The organism is Streptomyces sp. NPDC058701 (assembly GCF_042715295.1).
Taxonomy (GTDB): Bacteria; Actinomycetota; Actinomycetes; order Streptomycetales; family Streptomycetaceae; genus Streptomyces.
The window spans coordinates 1-16,853 of sequence record NZ_JBHXSY010000007.1 but is presented as its reverse complement, the minus strand read 5'-3'; the positions used below and the strand labels follow the sequence as shown (position 1 = coordinate 16,853).

Sequence of the window (16,853 nt, the reverse complement as noted above, 5' to 3'; positions counted from 1 at the left end):
GGTGACGCCCGGTACACGAGGCGGCGGACGCCCGGCGGTGGGGGGCGACACGGCGGGAGCCGGGCGGCGGCGCCCGGACCGATGAGTTCTCGGGCGGCACGATGTCCAAGGGGGAGCGAGTGCCCCCTGCCGAAGAGAGTGGTGCGCGATGAGACTGGTACTGCAGGAGTTCCTGTCGCTGGACGGCGTCTACCAGGGCCCGGGGTCCCCGGAGGAGGACACCAGCGACGGCTTCACCCGGGGCGGCTGGTTCGTACCGCACCTGGACGAGGAGTTCGAGCGTCAGGCCGGTGTCTGGCTCGGAAGGGCGGACGCGTTCCTGTTCGGCCGCCGCACCTACGCGAACTTCGCGCGGGACTGGCCGAAGATGACCGAGCACCCGTTCGCCGGCATCCTGAACGGCCTGCCGAAGTACGTCGCCTCACGCACCCTGACCGAGGCCGCGTGGGACCCGACCACCATCCTGTCCGGCGAGGTCCCCGCCCAGGTCGCCGAACTGAAGCAGCAGCCGGGCCGCGAACTGCAGATCCACGGCAGCGGCCAACTGGCCCGGTCCCTGCTGGCCGCCGGCCTGATCGACGAACTGCGCCTGGCGATCGCCCCGGTGGTCGTGGGCAGCGGCCGCCGCTTGTTCCCGCACAGCGGCGCGCCGGCCGGACTACGGCTGGTGAGCAACGGGACGACACCCGGCGGACTGACCGTGCTCGTTTACGCCTCGACGGGTCGCCCGGAGTACGGCACCTACGGCTCCGACGCGTAGCCCCACCGCCCCGGGGTGCGCGGCCGCCCCCTGCCCGACGGACCGCGGGGTCCGCCGGGCAGGGGGCGGGATCAGCGCAGGCGGGTGAGTCGGGTGCCGAACGAGGGCTCCGCCAGGGCGCTCTCCACCGCCACCGGGACGCTCTTGGCTCCCGCGCCGTCGCCCACGGTCAGCACCCCGAGCTCGGTGCCCGCCTTCGCCGAGTGCGGCACCGCCGCGGACCCGGCCGCGGCGGTGAGCGATATGCGCAGGGACTGACCCGGCACGCCGACCACGTTCACGTCCTTGGTGGCGACGAGCGGGGTACGGCCGCCGAGCCCGTCGTCCACGTACCCGACCTTCTGCCCCTTGCGGATCACCGGGGCCGAGGTCAGTGCCGCCCGCACGGCCTCGATGATCTTCTTGCTGTTGGCCTTCACCAGGAGCAGGCTGTTCGAGGCGTCCGGGTCCGGCCCGCTCGCCACGCGCTGGTCCATGAGGGTGCCCAGCACCAGGGGCGTCTCGTCCCCGACCGACTTGTACGCCGCCCACATCAGCGTGCCGCCGGCGGGTGTGCTCGAACCGGTCTTGATGCCGCGGATGCTCAGACCGGGTGCGGTGAGGAGGTCGTTGTTGTTGTAGATCGGCTCCGGCAGTCCCTTGATCCGGGCGTCGGGCAGCGCGACCACCGCGCGGAACGCCTCGTCCTGCATGACCGCCTCGGCCAGCTTCAACTGGTCCGAGGCCGTGCTGACGGTGCTCGCATCCAGTCCGCTGGGGTCGGTGTAGGTGGTGTCGTTCATGCCGAGTTCCTTGGCGGCTGCGTTCATCTTCTCGACGAACGCGGCCTCGGAGTCGGTTCCGGTGTCCCAACGCGCCAGCAGCCGGGCCACGTTGTTGCCCGACGGGATCATGAGCATCTTGAGCATGTCCTGCTGGCTGTACTTCGTCCCGGCGACGAGGCCCGCGATGCGGGACTCGCTCTCGGAGGTGCCGTCCGCCACGGTCTTGGCGTCGACCGCGATGTCGGGGCCGGCCTCGCCCTTGCGCAGGGGGTGGCCCTTCAGGACGACGTACGCCGTCATCACCTTGGCGACACTGGCGGTGGGGACGGGCTTCTGCTCGCCGAAGGTGCCGACGTCACCGGAGCCGGACACGCGGACGGCGCCCTGGCCCTTGGCGGGCCAGGGGATCGTGAGCTGCCCGTCGATGGTGTGGAGGGACTCCGTGCCGACGACCTTCGTCTCGGGCAGCGGTCGCAGCAGCTGCGCGCCCGCCGCGACTCCGGCCAGCACGAGCAGGATCGGCGTCCAGATCTTGACGCGGCGCAGAGCGGTGCGGCGGGGGGTCTCGGGCGGGGTTGCGGTATTGGTGAGTTCGGCCAGCAGGTCCAGCGGTGCCCCGGCCGGCGGCCGGGTGATCACGGGCCACGGCGCGGGGGCGGCACCCGTCGCGGGAGCGGGAGCCGGAGGCGCCGTGAGGGGGAGCGCGACGGTGGGCTGCGCGGCGCGCGGAGGGGCGTCGAGCGGCCTGAGGGCGACGAACCGACTCGTCCGTTCGGCGTCGGCGTCGGATGCGGGTTCGGAATCGGGCTCGGACGTGGGGGTGGACGTGGCCTCGGGCTTGGCCTCCGTCTCGACGTCGGAGTCGACCCCGGATTCGACGTCGGATTCGGCTTCGGCTTCGGGCTTCGGTGCTGCCACGGGCTCGGCGCCCTGCGCCCAGGACGGCCGCCTGCGGGCCGCGTCGGCGGCTGTCGGCTTCGTCCCGCCGGTCCCGGCGGCCTTCGCGTCCGGGGACGGCGCATCGGTGCGGTCAGGCTCGTCCTCCGCGGGTGCGTCGGCGTCGGCGTCCGCCGCGGCATCGGGGCCGGCCTCTGCATCGGCGTCGGCGTCGGTCGCGGGGATCGCGGCGGTCTCGGGAGCGGAATCCGCATCGGTGCCGGGCTCGGCCTCGGTGCTCGCCTCCGCCTTACCGTCCGCCGGGGCCGACGGGGTGGTGTCCGGCGCGGTGCGGTCGTCGTCCACGGTCTCGGTGTCAGCGGTCTCGGTGTGCGCGCCGTCCGGGGCGGTGGCCGTGGAGCCGGGGCGCGACCCGGTCTCCGCGTCAGGGTGCGTCTCGGCCGGTGTCTCGCCCGCCCCGGCGCCCGACCCGGTCTCCGCGTCAGCCCCGGTCCGGGTCTCCGACTCGGGTCCGGTCTCGGTGTGCGGGCCGTCCCGGTCGGTGGGAGTGGAGCCGGGGCCCGAGTCGGTCGCCGCGTCAGCCCCGGTCCGGGTCTCGGTCCCGGTCTTGGTGTCCGGATCCGCCGGTCGGTCCGGATCCGCTTCGGGCCCGGCCTCGCCCTCGATGTCCGCCTCCGCCTCCGTACCCGCGCCGGTCTCGGCCGGGTCCTCAGCGCGTGCGGGGCTCGGGGCCGCGTCCGTGTCCTCCGGCACGTCACGGCCCGTCGTCACCGCGTCGGCGGCCGCCGCTGCGGCCGTGTCTCCGTCCGGCAGGTTCGCCGTGGACCGGGCGTCCGACTCCTCGGGGGGCTGCGGCCCTTCCTCCGGTACTTCGACCTTCGGCTTCTCCGAGGAACCGCCCGCCACCGTTACCGCTTTCATTTAGCCCCGCCTTGCCGTTCGCACCCGGCAGCCCGCCGGTCTCCGCTGATGTCATCACACCGGCGGCGCCCGCGCGCGTGCCCCGCCTTCTCCCTAGATGGCGGCGGCGCCCGACCCGTTCCCGCCGCCGCATCCTGTGACCGTTCGGTCATACTTCACCCCGCCGACCAGCGAAAAGCGACCCCGCCCCCGCGGCAGCCCGGGGGCGGACGCAGGGCGGCGGCCGGTGCGGGCGCCGCACCGGCCGCCGTGCACCCGCTCCGCGCTACGGGGCGTACACCTCCACCTCGGACAACTGGCCCGTCGACCAGCCGGTGTTCGCGGTGAAGACGAGGCGCACGTACCGCACACGCGTCGCGGACACACCGGGGCGGGCCACGTTCCGGAGCAGGTCCGGCCGGTGTTCCAGGTGGAGTTGCCGCCGTCGTCGGTGATCTGCAGGCCGGTGCCGATGCAGTTGTGGACCGGGGCCGCGGACTGCGCGATGCTCTTCGCGGTGAGGCGGGTGAACCTCGTGTTGCGAGCGGCGGTGACGGTGCCGGGCCACGGCCGCCGACGGCCGTGTGTCAGGGGCCCGCGCCCTGCACCGTGACCCCGTCCACGAGGACATGGCCGTACAGGGTGCAGTTGTTCTGCGGCACGAAGCCCGCCTTGCCCTGGGCGCGGAGTGGCCCGCGTCGACCGTGGCCTGCATCCGCGCGGTGGAGTCCGTGGCCGGTGGGGTCGGCGCCGAAGTCCGCCACGGCGTCGAGGGCGCCGGCCGGCTTGGCCGCGGCCGCGCCGACCGGCTCCAAGCCGGCGCGGTCGACCGTGAACGGGGGCGACTGCGCCCGGGGCTTCCGTAAGGAGGCGGCCGTACTTATCGCGGAGCCGATGAGGGTGGCGCTCGTACCGGCCTACTCGGCCTCCAGCTTGGGGCACGGGACCTGCCCCCCCGTTCGGGTATGCCGTGCGCGCCGGGGCGGGCACCCCCGCGGCGGGCGCCCTGCCGAAGGTCAGGGCCCGTCAGCGCGGCGGTCGCGGCCAACGACACGGCCAGGAAGACGGCGGCGCCCCGGCGGCTCCTCCGGCGCACCGGCCGGGCTGTGGAGGATGATGGGCCGCCGGACCAGCGCGCGGACGGAGCGCGCACGGGAGACGAGGAGCGGCCCCATGGCGACCGAGACGACGGCCCGGGCGACGGTGCAGTACGAGGACGACCGGGCCCGGGTCACCCGCTGGGACTTCGAGCCGGGCGCGAGCACGGGACACCACCTGCACGCCTACGACTACGTGGTGGTGCCGGTCGCGGACGGCCGCGTCACCGTGATCGGCCCCGACGGTTCGGCGACCGAGTCGGAGCTGCGCACGGGGGAGACGTACGCCCGGCAGGCCGGAGGCGCGCACGAGGTGGTCAACTCCGGCACCGGCCCGGTGGCTTTCGTGGAGATCGAGTTCAAGCAGCCGCCGACCCCCTGACGGCCGCACGCCGCCGGGTGCGGTACCCCCCCCGCCCGTGCCGATGGCCCCCACGCCGGTTGAGTACGCCTACTCATGTGGCTGACGCCCCACCCGCCCGATCATGGGGAGGACCAGCTCAGCGAGCCACAGCACCACCGAACGGGGCCGTCCATGCTCAGCCGAATCGCCGCCGTCGTCGTCCCCGCCTTCGGCCGGCTGACCGTCACCGCCGACCCCGCCGGGGTGCCCGCGGGCGGCGGTATCGTCGTCGCCAACCACACCTCGCTCGCCGACCCCGCCGTCGTCGTCGCCGCACTGCGCCGGCACGGGATCGATCCCGTGGTCCTGGCCACCGCGGGTCTGTGGAGGGTGCCCGTACTGGGGACCGCGCTCCGCCGCGAGGGCCACATCGCCGTCCACCGGGGGACCGCCCGCGCCGCCGAGTCCCTGGAGGCGGCGGCCGCCGCCCTCGCCTCCGGCCGCAGCGTGCTGCTCTACGGGGAGGGCCGGCTGCCGGGGCGCCGGGACGCGGGGGAGTCCGCCCCGGGCCCCTTCCGCAGTGGGCTCGCCCGCCTCGCCGCCGCGACCGGGGCCCCGGTGGTCCCGGTGGGTCAGGCGGGGGTCCGCCGCCTGTGTTCCGGCGGACGTGCGAAGCAGTTCGTCGGCACCCTCACCGCCCCGCTCCGGCGCCCCGGCCTGCACGTGCACATCGGGGCCCCGCTCCGGCTTCCCGCCGGGGTTCCGGAGGCGACCGACCGTGCCCGCGAGGCCGTCACCGACGCCTGGCGGACCGCGGTGCTCGCCCTCGGCGAGCCCCTCCCCGGTCAGCGCCGGTGCAGCGTCTGCAGCGCCTCGACGAGCACCCTGGGGTCGTGCTGCCCCTTGTAGACGGGCGGCGGCTGCCGGTCGAGTCCGAGCAGGGTGGCCACCGCCGTCCAGGCGGTGCGCACGGAGTACTCGACGGTGAAGACCACGTCGTCCGGAACCTCCGCGTACTGCCCGATGAAGGCCAGGTTCGTCGACCCCTCGGGGACCACCTGCGGCCGGTCGCCCCCGGAGCGCACCAGGAACTGGCTGGTGATGTAGGGCATCAAGGCCGGGATGACGACGGAACCGTCGAGGATCTGCTGCCGCTGTTCGAACCGCAGGTGCCGGAGCACCTCGTCGAGGATCTCCCGGCCCGTGCACTGCGTCATGGGCTTCTTGACGAAGTCCCCCTCGCGGCCGGGGAACAGCGCGTACCCCCACCACACGAAGGTGTCCTCGGGCTGGTCGCGGAAGTGCGGCTGGTGGTTGAGGACGATCGTCAGCAGCCACGAGGAGTCCTTGAAGGTGATCAGACCGCCCTTCCCGGCCTCGCTGCCGCTGAACTCCTGCATCAGCTTGAAGAACGTCGGGTCCTTGGTGGTGACGGTGAACGACTCCCACGTCGAGTCCGCGACGGAGGAGTGGAAGACCTCGGGCCGTCCCAGCGCCGGCCGCCCGGCGGCGAGCGTCTCCCACAGCGCCCACGACCCGGCCGCTCGGGAGGTGTCCGGGACGGGTGCGGAGTCAGTGGTCCCCAGGGTGGAGTCGGCCGTCATCGACCCGTTGGTGACCATCACGAGGTCGTCCGACCCGACCGGGGTCTCACCGCGGCGCCCGTCGGCCTCCCACACCAGGGCCTCGACGGTCAGCGCCTCGCCCGCGGCCAGCCGCAGGTCCGTGACCCGGGTGCCGAGCCGTACGGTCACCCCCTGGTCCGTCAGCCACTTCATCAGCGGGCGCACGATGGAGTCGTACTGGTTGAAGCGGGTGCGGTAGATCCCCGACATGGTGTCGAAGGTCTTGAACAGGTGGATGAACCGGTTGAGGTAGCGGCGGAACTCGATGGCGCTGTGCCACGGCTCGAAGGCGAAGGTCGTGCACCACATCCACCAGAAGTCGGTGGTGAAGAACTCCTCGTTGAAGCAGTCCGTGATGCGCTTCCCGTCGAGCTGGTGCTCGGGGGTGGCGACGCACCGGACCAGTTCGAGGCGGTCCCGCTCGGAGAAGGTCATCGAGTGGGCGTCGACCACCCTGCCCTCGCCGTCGACGAGACGGGCGTGGTCGTCCCAGGCGAAGTCCTCGTGAAAGGCGAAGGTGTCCTCGGTCACCGACTTGGACGGGTCGTCGAGGGACGGGATCGACCCCAGCAGGTCGTACGTGCAGTCGAAATGGATCTCGAACATGCGGCCGCCCCGCATGGTGTAGCCGGCCTCCGGGGAGCCTGCCGCGTCCAGGCTCCCGCCCTCGCGGTCCTGTTCCTCCAGAATCGTGATGTCCCGGCCCGCGAAGTCTCCGTCGCGGATCAGGAACGCCGCCGCGGAGAGTGCGGCGATCCCGCTTCCCACCAGATGGGCCTTGGCCATCCCGGTACCCTTCTCGACCGCCAGGAGAGTCCTGGACGGCCTCGACAGTACCGACTCATCCGGTTATGTCCCGGTGTGGCGCGCGCTGTGGCCCGCCCGCCCTCACCGGGTCGTGTTGAGGAGGTTCACGTGACCGGCTGCCTCGCGGTCCGCGTCCGTGTCGATGAAGGAGACGATCACGGGGGTGCTGCCGACGGGACCCGCGGCGTTCGCCCGGAGCCGGTAGCGCTCGACCCGGACCTCCCCGAGGGCGAGCGCGGAGCCGCCGGTGAACAGGGACGGCGGCTTGCGGTCGCCGGCGATGCGCAGGACGGCCGGGCGCCAGGCGCCGGTGGCCGGGTCGCGCCGTTCCAGGGCCAACCCCGCTCCGGGCCCCGCTCCGCCGCCGGACCCGCCGACGAGGGCCTCCATCTGGAACGAGACCAGGAGGTGCCGGTACCCGGCCGAGTTCCCGTTGCGCAGCGTGACCGTGAACTCCTGCGCCGGGCCACCGCGTGCGAGGGAGAGCCGGCCGCCCCGCGTTTCGACCGCGACCGTCAGCCGGGTCGGCGCCGCGGGCGGGGGCGTGGTCCGCGGGGCGGGCACGGCGGGAGCGGTGGCGCTTGCGGTGCCGGTGCCGGTGCCGATGCCCGTGTCGGTGCCGGGCGGGGACGTGGCCGGAGCGGCGGACGCCGTCGACGGGGCGGCGCCCGACGGGGACGCCCCCGTCGCCGCGGCCGACACGCTCGCGGAGGCCGAAGCCGCCGGGGCGGCCGCGCCGGAGGCCGCTTCCCTCCCCGTACGGTCCTCCTCCCCGCACCCGGTGGCGCCCGCCACGAGGACGGCGGCGACGACCGCGGCGGACAGGGGCCGGAAGGGCGCGGAGCGTACGGGCATGGCAGCGGGTCCCCCGGATCGGCTGAGGCAGGAGCAGGAACCTAACAAGCCGGTCGTCCGCTGACGAGCCCGCGCGGGCGTCGGACCGGCGACGGTTGGGTCACGACGCCCACCGGTACGGCCGTACGACCACGGCAGCGCCCGGCCGCGCGGCGGTTCACCCGATGGAGCTCCGTCGCGGGGCGCACCGGGCGGGGTTTCGGCAGGATGGGGAGCGCCACCGGTCCGGGTCCGGTACCGGCAGGTCGAGGAGGCGTCATGTACAGCCTGCAGATCGAGCACCCCGTCACGGACTTCGCCGTGTGGAAGGGCGCCTTCGACCGTTTCGCCCCCGCCCGGATGGAGGCGGGTGTGCGCGGCCACCGCGTGCTGCGCCCCGTGGACGATCCGGCGTACGTGGTCGTTGAGCTGGACTTCGACACCCCGGAGCAGGCCGAGGACTTCCTGGAGTTCCTCACGGCCCGGGTCTGGTCCTCTCCCGAGGCCGCCCCCGCTCTGGTGGGCGCGCCGCGGACCCGGATTCTGGCGTGCGAGGACCGGCTCTGAGCCGACCGCCCGGGACGCCCCGCCCCGTCAGACGGGCAGGACCGCTTCAGAAGGTGACCGCGTGCCCGGTGAGGTGGACGCGGTCACCGTGAACGGCGGCCCCGAACAATCCGCATCAGGGGACGGCCGATCCCCGGAAGGTGGCCCGCGCCGGTGTCAGGCGAGCCTCTTCTCGAAGTTGAACGCGGTCACGGCCAGCCGCTCCCGGAAGTAGAACCGGTGTGCGTCGGTCCGCTGGGTGCCGGAGTCGAGGGTGAGCGCCGTGCACGCGACGGCCCGGGCGTGCTCCTCCAGGTGGGCAAGGAGCGCGCGGCCGACGCCCGTGGAGCGGTCGCTCTCCCGGGTGACCAGGTCGTCGACGTAGAGCTTGCGGACCTGGTAGGTGTTCGCGACGACCCGCCAGCCGGCCGCGCCGACGCACCGGCCCTCCGCGTCGTACGCGCCGGAGAAGCGCAGCCCCTGGCTGTGGCCCTCCTGCAGGATCGACCGGAACAGGTCCTCCGTCAGGTGGGTGCGCAGCTCCAGCAGCACCGGCAGCAGGTCCTCGGTCAGCCGGGGATCGCCCGGCTCGAAGTCGATGATCTTCATGGGCCCAGCGTAGTGCGCCCGGGGTGCGGGCCCTTTGCCCCGCTGCCGGCAACGGCCCGCCGTCCCCGCTGCGCGGGTTCGGCCAATCGGCCTGCTGTCGGCCGGTCCCGGCCGTGCGACGGGACAGCGGGACGTGTCCTCTCTGGTTCTGGGGTGCGATTCGTCCGCTTCCTTCTCCCTGTGTGCCGGAACAACGCTGGGACCGCCCCGGCCGTCACCGTGGACCCGCCGGTACGACCCGGCGCTCGAAGTCGCGGTGTGGGACACCGCCCAGGCCGCAGTCCGGTGGACCTCCGGCTCCGGGGAGGCCAGCTGGGGCAGCAGCAACGCGAGCCAATCCGTCGCAGCCGCCCGGACCACGCCCCGAAGACGTAAGCGGTGTGATCGACCGGCTGACCGCCCGCGCCTGGGGAGGCGGGGGTGTTCGTCTCTGCGGCCTGGTCCTGGCCGGTGAACGCCGAGTCGCTATCGCGCGCGGGATCGCCGATTGCGCAAGAGAACGAAGCCCAGACCGGCCGTAAGGACGGTGGTCGTCAGCACCGCGGCGATCGGGCGGGCTGATGAGGTGCCGGGTGGGGCGGGGCGGAGCGCGTCGCGGATCCGGTCGTGGACGCTGAGGGGGATGCCGGCCAGGGCGTTGCCGGGGGGTCGGCGGGAAACGGCGGGGTGGGGTCGGGTGGGGGAGGTACGCCGTACGGTCTCCCACGTGGTGCCGAGCCGCCGCAGCCGGGCGGCGTCGTAGCCGAGCGCCTGCTGGAGGCGCGGTAGCAGGACGTCCTCCTCGTCGCGGATGTCCTGCCGGATCAGAGCGAAGGCAGCGGCGGTGAGCTGCTCGTGCCTGGGATCGTCCGGGTCGGTGCATTGAATCTCGATGGCGAGCTCGTTGATCTGCTGGTGCTCTTCCTCCACCTGCGAGGTGAGTTCCTCACCGTCGGGAGCGAGCCGTCGCAGGGCGGGCCACAGTACGGTTTCCTCGGCGAAGGCGTGGCTGAAGGTGAGCTGGAAGATGTCCTTGAGCGTCTGCTGCCGTTCCGCCGACGGAAGCCCGCCGGATTCGTACCGGTGCATGAGGCGATCGAGTTCCTCGTGGTCGCGACGCTGGCGGGCCAGAACGCTGGACTGCCCGCCGAGCTCCTCGACGCTCTGCAGGGTGATGGACCGGGACATCGGCAGACCTTTCCGTCAGGTGTGGCGCGAGGTGGAGGCGGTTCTCCACCCGCCTGGGCGGCTGGGGGATATGTGACATGTCGTAGTTCTGCGGAGCCTGGTCCAGCGGGACGGTGGTGTGGGTGGCCCGGTGGGAGTCTGCCGCTCTCCGGCAGCCATGCGGTCCAGGAACACGGGGGTGTAGCGAGGTCAGTGACCCGTGCGTTCTGAGAGAGCCGCATGTCCGAACTGCAGGGCGTCCGAGAGGGTCAGCGCCGTCAGGGCGCCGGTCACCGTGCTGGTGGCCTCCGGCCAGATGGCGCGGGCGCCGGTGAAGGTGGTGACGATCCACACGCTCAGGCAGAAGGGGCAGCTGATCAGCTCGCCTACCGTCGTGCGGCCGGGCTCCTCGCGGGGAGTCTCGTTGAGTTCGGCCGGGGCGCCCGCCCCGTCCACCTGCGTGAACGGGGCGCGCACGGGCCGTGTCACCGTGGCCTTGGCGATCAGCCGACTGAGCCGGAATGTGGCGGTGGCGATGAGAGCGAGGTCCCAGGGCCCGGGCGGGGCGGGCCGCGTCCGTCCGCTCCTGCGCTGCAATACCGCCCAGCCGGCCGCGTACCCGGCGAACCCGGCCATCGCGCACAGATGGCCGCCGTGGGACCGTAAACCCTGGAGTGTCGCCATCGATGTCCTCGTTCCGCCTGTGGGAGCAGTCGTCACGGCGCAGTCGCCGTGATCGGCAGCCGGGGCTGTCGAGGCGGCGTCTACCCGGCCCCGGTCAGAGAACACTCCCACCCTGATTCAGCGCAGGGGCACATTCCGAGGGCCGAGCCGGACGGTTGCAGGCGTCCTTGCGGTCTTCGCCGTCGCTCAGCGGCCGCATGACACTCGGCCGCCGGCCGGCTGTACCCGACCGGCCCCTTCACGCGCGTTGCGCGGGGTCGGGGCCCTTGGTCTCCACGCGGTAGCGCTACTGGCTTCCCAGCCACCCACACCTGCCGGAAGGCTACGGAGCGGATTCCCAGCGACCATAGCGGGTAAAAAGTAATAAAAGTCAGCATTTGTGACAGCTGTCGACTCGCCGGAGGCGTAGGGCATGGATCCGTGGCTGATCTGGCTGATCACCGCTCTGGTGCTTGGCGCGGCGGAGATCATCACTCTCACCGCCGCGCTGGGGTTGCTCAGCGGCGCGGCACTGGTCACGGCCGTGTCCGCCGCCCTCGGCCTGCCCGTGCCTTGGCAGTTCCTGGTGTTCGCGGTCGTGTCCACGGCCGCAGTGGTTTTCGTACGCCCGGTCGCCCTGCGTCGCCTCTCTCCACCGCCAGGTGAGCGCTTCGGCGTGGACGCCCTGGTCGGCGGGGCCGCCTTCGTCACCTCGGAGGTGTCGAACCTGGGCGGCAGAGTCCGTATCGGCGGTGAGGAATGGACGGCGCGCGCCTACGACGAGACGTTGGTGATCCCTCCCGGCGCGACCGTGGATGTCATCGAGATCAAGGGCACCACCGCGCTCGTCTATCCCCGGGAGTGAGCCCATGGAGATTTCAGCGTTCCTCATAGCCGGCCTGCTCATCGCGGTACTCGCCGTACTCACCGTGGTGCGGGCGGTACGCATCGTCCCGCAGGCCCGCGCCCGCAACGTCGAGCGGCTCGGCCGCTACCACCGCACGCTCAAGCCCGGTCTCAACGTCGTCATCCCGTACGTCGACCGCGTCTACCCGGTGATCGACCTGCGCGAGCAGGTCGTCTCCTTCAAGCCGCAACCGGTCATCACGGAGGACAACCTGGTCGTCGAGATCGACACCGTCCTGTACTTCCAGGTCACCGACCCCCGCGCTGCGGCCTACGAGATCGCCAATTTTCTGCAGGCCGTCGAGCAGCTCACGGTCACCACGCTCCGTAACGTGGTCGGGTCCATGGACCTGGAGAAGACCCTGACCTCGCGGGACACCATCAACAACCAGCTCCGCGGTGTCCTCGACGAGGCCACCGGCAAGTGGGGGCTCAGGGTCAACCGGGTCGAAATCAAGGCCATCGACCCGCCGCAGTCCATCAAGGACGCGATGGAGAAGCAGATGCGGGCCGAGCGGGACAAGCGGGCCGCCATCCTGGGAGCCGAGGGGCAGCGCCAGTCCCAGATCCTCACCGCGGAAGGCGACAAGCAGTCCGCCGTCCTGCGCGCCGAGGGAAACCGGACCGCCGAGATCCTCAAGGCGGAAGGCCAGTCGCGGGCCATTGACGAGGTGTTCCAGGCCGTCCACCGCAACGACCCCGACCCGGGGCTCCTCGCCTACCAGTACCTCCAGATGCTGCCCCAGCTCGCGCAGGGGCCCGGCAATACCTTCTGGGTGATACCCGGTGAGGTCACCTCCGCACTACAGGACGTCACCCGGGCCTTCAGTGAAGTCCTCCCCCAGTCAGCGGCGACGCGCCAGGCGTCCTCCGACGACCTGGCCGTCCAGGCCGCGAACGACGCGGCCAAAGCCGCGGAAGCCGCCGCCGAAGCCCTCGCCGACGCCGCCGAGGCAGACAGAGGGACCGGCAGCGCGCTCGCAGCGCGCCCCCAGGATCCAGGACGCGCTTCAGGGGCAGCACCGGCGGGCCAGTGACCTGTGCGGTTTCCGGCGTTCCCGTTCCCGCTCCGGATCGGTGTACTGCGAGCTGAGATGTCGGGAGGAGCGAAGCGGCAAGGCATCGACGCTCCAGGCGCCACCGGGTGCATCACGGCGTACTTTTCGGGCAGCCGCCGGACATGAACCGACTTCCCGGTACGTACGGCTCTTACTGGATGCAGACGGTCGACATGCCGTCCTTCCCCCCTCTTACGGCGGCTGCCGAAGCGGAAGCGGATGTGGCGGTCGTCGGCGCGGGCATCGCCGGCCTGAGCACCGCGTGGGAGCTCACCCGCGCCGGCCTGCGCGTCATCGTGCTGGAGGCAGACCGGATCGCGGCCGGCGTGACCGGCCACACGACAGCCAAACTGACCGCCCTCCACGGCACCTACAGCCAACTGCGCGCCGAGCACGGCGAAGAATCCGCCCGTCTTTACGCCACATCCCAGAGCGCCGCGCTCGCCCACGTGATCGACGTGGCCGCGGAACTGGGCATCGACTGCGAACTGGAACGCCGCCACGCCTTCACCTACTGCGAGGAGCCCGACGGCGTGGCGGATCTGCGCCAAGAAGCGAGGGCGGCGCGAGAAGCGGGGCTCAACGCGTCCTTCGTCACCGAAACCGGCCTGCCGTACCCGGTCGCCGGTGCGGTCCGAGTCGAGGACCAGGCGCAGTTCCACCCTCTGAAGTACCTGCGGGCTCTCGCGGACGATCTCGTCGCGCGTGGCGGCCAGATCCACGAGAAGTCGCGAGTGACGAAGCTCGACGAGGGCGAACCCTGCCGGCTCACGACCGCATCGGGAGCCACGGTCACCGCCCGCCACGTCGTTGTCGCCTCCCACCACCCCGTATTCGACCACGCGCTCCTCGCCACACGCCTCACCCAGCACCGCGACCTCGTCATCGCCGGCACCCTGCCAGAAGGCCAGGACCCGGACGGCATGTACATCACGAACGAGAACAACAAGCGTTCGGTGCGCACCGCCCCCGGCTCGGACGGAGAACGGCTGCTCATCGTGACGGGTGAGGCGTTCACGCCAGGCGAGGGAGAGGACACCGAGGCCCGGTACACCCGGCTCCAAGACTGGGCCGAACGCCGGTTTCCCGGCCTCAAGATCACCCACCGGTGGGCAGCCCAGGACAACAGCGCCACCGACACCGTCCCGCTCATCGGCCCCCTGCACCCCGGCAGCAGGAACGTCTACACCGCCACCGGCTTCGCAGGCTGGGGAATGACCGGCGGCGTACTCGCGGGGCAGCTCATCGCCTCCCTCATCACCGGTACTCCGCAGCCGTGGGCCGAGCTCTACGACCCGCGTCGCCTGGGATCAGCCGTCCGAACCGCACCCGCGTTCCTCAAAGCCCAATGGGACACCGGCAAGCACTTCGTCAAGGACAGGCTGGACACGCTGGGCGACGGAACGAACGGACCGGTCGCCGCTTTGCGGCCCGGCGAGGGCACCGTGGTGCGCGCGAGTGGCAAGCCCTGCGCCGTCCACCGTGACGACCGGGGCGAGCTGCACGCAGTCTCGGCCGTCTGCACCCACCTGGGATGTCTCGTCTCCTTCAACAACGCCGAACGCACCTGGGAATGCCCCTGCCACGGCTCCCGCTTCGGCATCGACGGCGACATCCTCCAAGGCCCCGCACTCAAGCCCCTGGAACGACGAGACACGCACGACCTCTGACCCGTGCGTGCATCGGTGCGCCCAGCACCGCACCTATGCGCGCTGGACGAACGGGTCCTGCCGCGTCGACTGACCCGTTGCGCGGGCCGGTCGGCATTGCAGTCCGACGGTGCGCAACCGTGCACGGCTGCTTGGTCCTTGGTGTGCCGGTGGTGGCAGGCGACCGTGTCTGACTGTGGCGGGCTGCACGGCTGAGGCACACTTCGCGCACGCAGGCCCCGAGGTCGCGGACTGCGCCGGCCGCGCTACCTGCGACGACGCCTCGGCACGGAGGCGGCCCTGCCGGGAGACCGGGGGCCGTGAGCAGGTTGCCGTTCGCCTTAGACCCCGGGCACCCTTGCCGTCCCGCCCAAGAGCTGACGGCCGTCCTCGGATCCGGCCGACCGTACGCCCTGTCTACAAGGCGGTGCCTCCAGGCCCCCCGCGGCAACCACGCACGCACAGCCCGGCCGGGCCCCGTAGCCTCGGTCGGGCTCTGTCCTGCCCGGCCGGGGCTGGAAGCTGTCGTCATCGTGGCACGGCTCCGCGAGGACGAGGCGAGCGTGAGGGCGGTCGTGGCGTCAGAGGCTGTGCCGGCCCTCTGAGCACTCCCAGGACGCGGCCGTCCTGCTTGGTACGGCCCTGGTCGGTCTCCCGCTCACATCGGGCCTCAAGAAGCATGCTCCGCCCCGGTTTCCGCTCGCGCAGCGGGGCATGCGCGACATACGAGCCCACCGGGCGGAAGGAGCAAACAGGTGAGTGCAGCCGTCCTGGACCAGCCCCTGTCCCGCATGAATCAACCGGGCGCGGCAGCACGCGACGCCACCCGTGCCTTCCTTGCCCGGGCCACCCGCCTGCGGGCCCCCGCCAAGGACGAGAGCGCGGACAGCGTCCTCCTGGTGGCGGCCGAGCTCGTCGCCAACGCGATCCGGCACACCGTCGGTCCCTGCGCCCTGCACCTGGAACTCTTGGACGGCTCCATCGACGTCTGCGTCACCGACCACAGCCCGCAGCCTCCCCGGCCACGGACCCCCAGTACGGACGGAGCCGGCGGATGGGGATGGTTCCTGGTCAAACGACTCGCCACCCACATCCGTATCAAGCCGACGCCGGGGGGCGGCAAAAGCATCTGCGCGGCAATCCCCTGGTAGCGGCCGACACCGGCCGTGCCGTCGGTCCAGGGAAGCTCGTCAGCCGGACGGGTCCAGCTTCGGGGCAGCCGCTCCGCCATGCCACGAAGTCGGGATCGACGAGGTCCACGTCCTCGGCGTCCTCCAGCCCGGCCGACGCCAGGAAGCCGCGGATGTCGGCCCGACGGTGCGCGACTCCGATGGCGGCCCCGTCGCAGCGAACCCGGCGCCACCCCTGCTCATCCGGCAGGTAGACGATCAGCGTGGCGGACATGCCTCCCCCATGATTCCCCCGCTGCCGTGCCGCAGGCCGTGGGCGGCCGTCCAGGCGTTGTGGGGGAGCGTAGAAGCGGGATCCGGCAGGCGACGTATCGTCGTGTGGTCGAATGCGTGTGGAGGCTGGTGTGCCGCAGGATCGGATCGGGTTGGCGGGGGTGCTGACCGCGGCGGAGACCGCCGCGCCCGTGGACTCCCTCGACGTGGTCGCGCGTAACCTGCGGGAGCGGTTCGGTGCACGCTATGTGTCGTTCCTGTTCGTCGACATCGTGGGCCGGCGGATGCTGCGCGTCCACGACACCGCGGGCACACATCCGGAAGTCCGCGCCGAGCGGCTCTCCCTGGTCGACAGCGGCGTCTACGACGAGGTCCTACGCACCCAGAAGCTGGTGCGGGCACCGCACGGGCAGGGGCAGCGGGTCCTGGCCCCGGTCACCAACCGCGGCGACACCATCGGCGTCCTGGAGCTGTTCCTCACCGAGGTCACCCCGGACGTTCTCGCGCGGGTGGAGGAGGCCGCGCACGCGCTGGCGTACATCATCGTCACCGACCGCCGGTTCACCGACCTCTACCACTGGGGTAACCGCACCACCACCGTCAGCATCGCCGCCGAGATCCAGCGCCAGCTCCTGCCCTCCGCGGCCGCGTGCGAAGCCCCGCAGTTCACCCTCGCCGGCGCCCTGGTCCCGGCCGCCACCATCGCCGGCGACACCTACGACTACAGCCTCGACAGCGACACCCTGCACCTGTCCATCACCGACGCCATGGGCCACGACGTCCACGCCTCGCTGATGGCCACCCTCCTGGTCAACGCCTCCCGCGGCGCCCGCCGCGCCGGAGAAG

15 protein-coding genes and 1 pseudogene are annotated in these 16,853 nt (G+C 72.2%); 9 read left to right on the top strand and 7 right to left on the bottom strand.

Annotated features, from left to right (window positions below; all coding sequences use genetic code 11):
* Positions 1-148: 148 nt before the first annotated feature.
* On the top strand, positions 149-760 hold the full coding sequence (locus tag ACFWW8_RS09410) for a dihydrofolate reductase family protein (protein ID WP_386525827.1): 612 nt from the start codon (positions 149-151) through the stop codon (positions 758-760).
* Positions 761-831: 71 nt separating this feature from the next.
* On the opposite strand, the gene ACFWW8_RS09405 is transcribed toward ACFWW8_RS09410, so the two are convergent.
* Together ACFWW8_RS09405 and ACFWW8_RS09400 are read right to left on the bottom strand one after the other, a co-directional pair.
* The gene (locus ACFWW8_RS09405) at positions 832-3,342 is read right to left on the bottom strand and encodes a serine hydrolase (protein WP_386525825.1); all 2,511 of its coding nucleotides are present in this window, start codon (positions 3,340-3,342) and stop codon (positions 832-834) included.
* Positions 3,343-3,908: 566 nt separating this feature from the next.
* Positions 3,909-4,136, bottom strand: a complete 228-nt coding sequence (locus ACFWW8_RS09400) for a hypothetical protein (RefSeq protein ID WP_386525822.1) — start codon at positions 4,134-4,136, stop codon at positions 3,909-3,911.
* A gap of 358 nt (positions 4,137-4,494) precedes the next feature.
* Between ACFWW8_RS09400 and ACFWW8_RS09395 the strand changes: the two genes are divergently transcribed.
* Together ACFWW8_RS09395 and ACFWW8_RS09390 are read left to right on the top strand one after the other, a co-directional pair.
* On the top strand, positions 4,495-4,800 hold the full coding sequence (locus ACFWW8_RS09395; protein WP_386525821.1) for a cupin domain-containing protein: 306 nt from the start codon (positions 4,495-4,497) through the stop codon (positions 4,798-4,800).
* Positions 4,801-4,953: 153 nt separating this feature from the next.
* Complete coding sequence (locus tag ACFWW8_RS09390; protein ID WP_386525819.1) at positions 4,954-5,670, top strand: lysophospholipid acyltransferase family protein; 717 nt, start codon at positions 4,954-4,956, stop codon at positions 5,668-5,670.
* On the opposite strand, the gene ACFWW8_RS09385 is transcribed toward ACFWW8_RS09390, so the two are convergent.
* Together ACFWW8_RS09385 and ACFWW8_RS09380 are read right to left on the bottom strand one after the other, a co-directional pair.
* On the bottom strand, positions 5,607-7,172 hold the full coding sequence (locus tag ACFWW8_RS09385) for an oleate hydratase (protein WP_386525816.1): 1,566 nt from the start codon (positions 7,170-7,172) through the stop codon (positions 5,607-5,609). The two genes, ACFWW8_RS09390 and ACFWW8_RS09385, sit on opposite strands and share 64 nt — an antisense overlap.
* 102 nt (positions 7,173-7,274) lie before the next feature.
* Positions 7,275-8,048: a hypothetical protein gene (locus tag ACFWW8_RS09380; protein WP_386525813.1), complete on the bottom strand. Its 774-nt coding sequence runs from the start codon at positions 8,046-8,048 to the stop codon at positions 7,275-7,277.
* A gap of 258 nt (positions 8,049-8,306) precedes the next feature.
* On the opposite strand from ACFWW8_RS09380, the gene ACFWW8_RS09375 reads away from it, so the two are divergent.
* Positions 8,307-8,594 carry a hypothetical protein gene (locus tag ACFWW8_RS09375; protein ID WP_386525811.1) on the top strand — a complete coding sequence of 96 codons (288 nt, stop codon included), beginning with the start codon at positions 8,307-8,309 and terminating at the stop codon, positions 8,592-8,594.
* A 156-nt stretch (positions 8,595-8,750) separates the two neighbouring features.
* Here the strand turns inward: ACFWW8_RS09375 and ACFWW8_RS09370 are convergent, their stop codons facing one another.
* The 3 genes from ACFWW8_RS09370 to ACFWW8_RS09360 all read right to left on the bottom strand — a co-directional run bounded on the left by ACFWW8_RS09370 (position 8,751) and on the right by ACFWW8_RS09360 (position 10,964).
* Positions 8,751-9,182, bottom strand: coding sequence for a GNAT family N-acetyltransferase (locus ACFWW8_RS09370; protein ID WP_386525808.1), 432 nt, complete (start codon positions 9,180-9,182; stop codon positions 8,751-8,753).
* Positions 9,183-9,647: 465 nt separating this feature from the next.
* On the bottom strand, positions 9,648-10,349 hold the full coding sequence (locus ACFWW8_RS09365; RefSeq protein WP_386525805.1) for a hemerythrin domain-containing protein: 702 nt from the start codon (positions 10,347-10,349) through the stop codon (positions 9,648-9,650).
* Positions 10,350-10,538: 189 nt separating this feature from the next.
* Entirely contained in the window at positions 10,539-10,964 is a 426-nt protein-coding gene (locus ACFWW8_RS09360; RefSeq protein ID WP_386525802.1) for a DUF1360 domain-containing protein, read from the bottom strand.
* Between the two features lie 460 nt (positions 10,965-11,424).
* Here ACFWW8_RS09360 and ACFWW8_RS09355 point away from each other — a divergent pair, with 460 nt between their 5' ends.
* The 5 genes and pseudogenes from ACFWW8_RS09355 to ACFWW8_RS09335 form a co-directional block, all read left to right on the top strand.
* On the top strand, positions 11,425-11,856 hold the full coding sequence (locus ACFWW8_RS09355; RefSeq protein ID WP_386525800.1) for an NfeD family protein: 432 nt from the start codon (positions 11,425-11,427) through the stop codon (positions 11,854-11,856).
* A 4-nt stretch (positions 11,857-11,860) separates the two neighbouring features.
* On the top strand, positions 11,861-12,934 hold the full coding sequence (locus ACFWW8_RS09350; protein ID WP_386525798.1) for an SPFH domain-containing protein: 1,074 nt from the start codon (positions 11,861-11,863) through the stop codon (positions 12,932-12,934).
* A 143-nt stretch (positions 12,935-13,077) separates the two neighbouring features.
* Positions 13,078-14,625: an FAD-dependent oxidoreductase gene (locus ACFWW8_RS09345; RefSeq protein WP_386525795.1), complete on the top strand. Its 1,548-nt coding sequence runs from the start codon at positions 13,078-13,080 to the stop codon at positions 14,623-14,625.
* Between the two features lie 734 nt (positions 14,626-15,359).
* Positions 15,360-15,755 (top strand): ATP-binding protein, encoded by a 396-nt coding sequence (locus ACFWW8_RS09340; RefSeq protein ID WP_386525792.1) that lies wholly within the window; start codon positions 15,360-15,362, stop codon positions 15,753-15,755.
* A 383-nt stretch (positions 15,756-16,138) separates the two neighbouring features.
* Positions 16,139-16,853: pseudogene (locus ACFWW8_RS09335) on the top strand (serine/threonine-protein phosphatase); the annotation flags it as partial.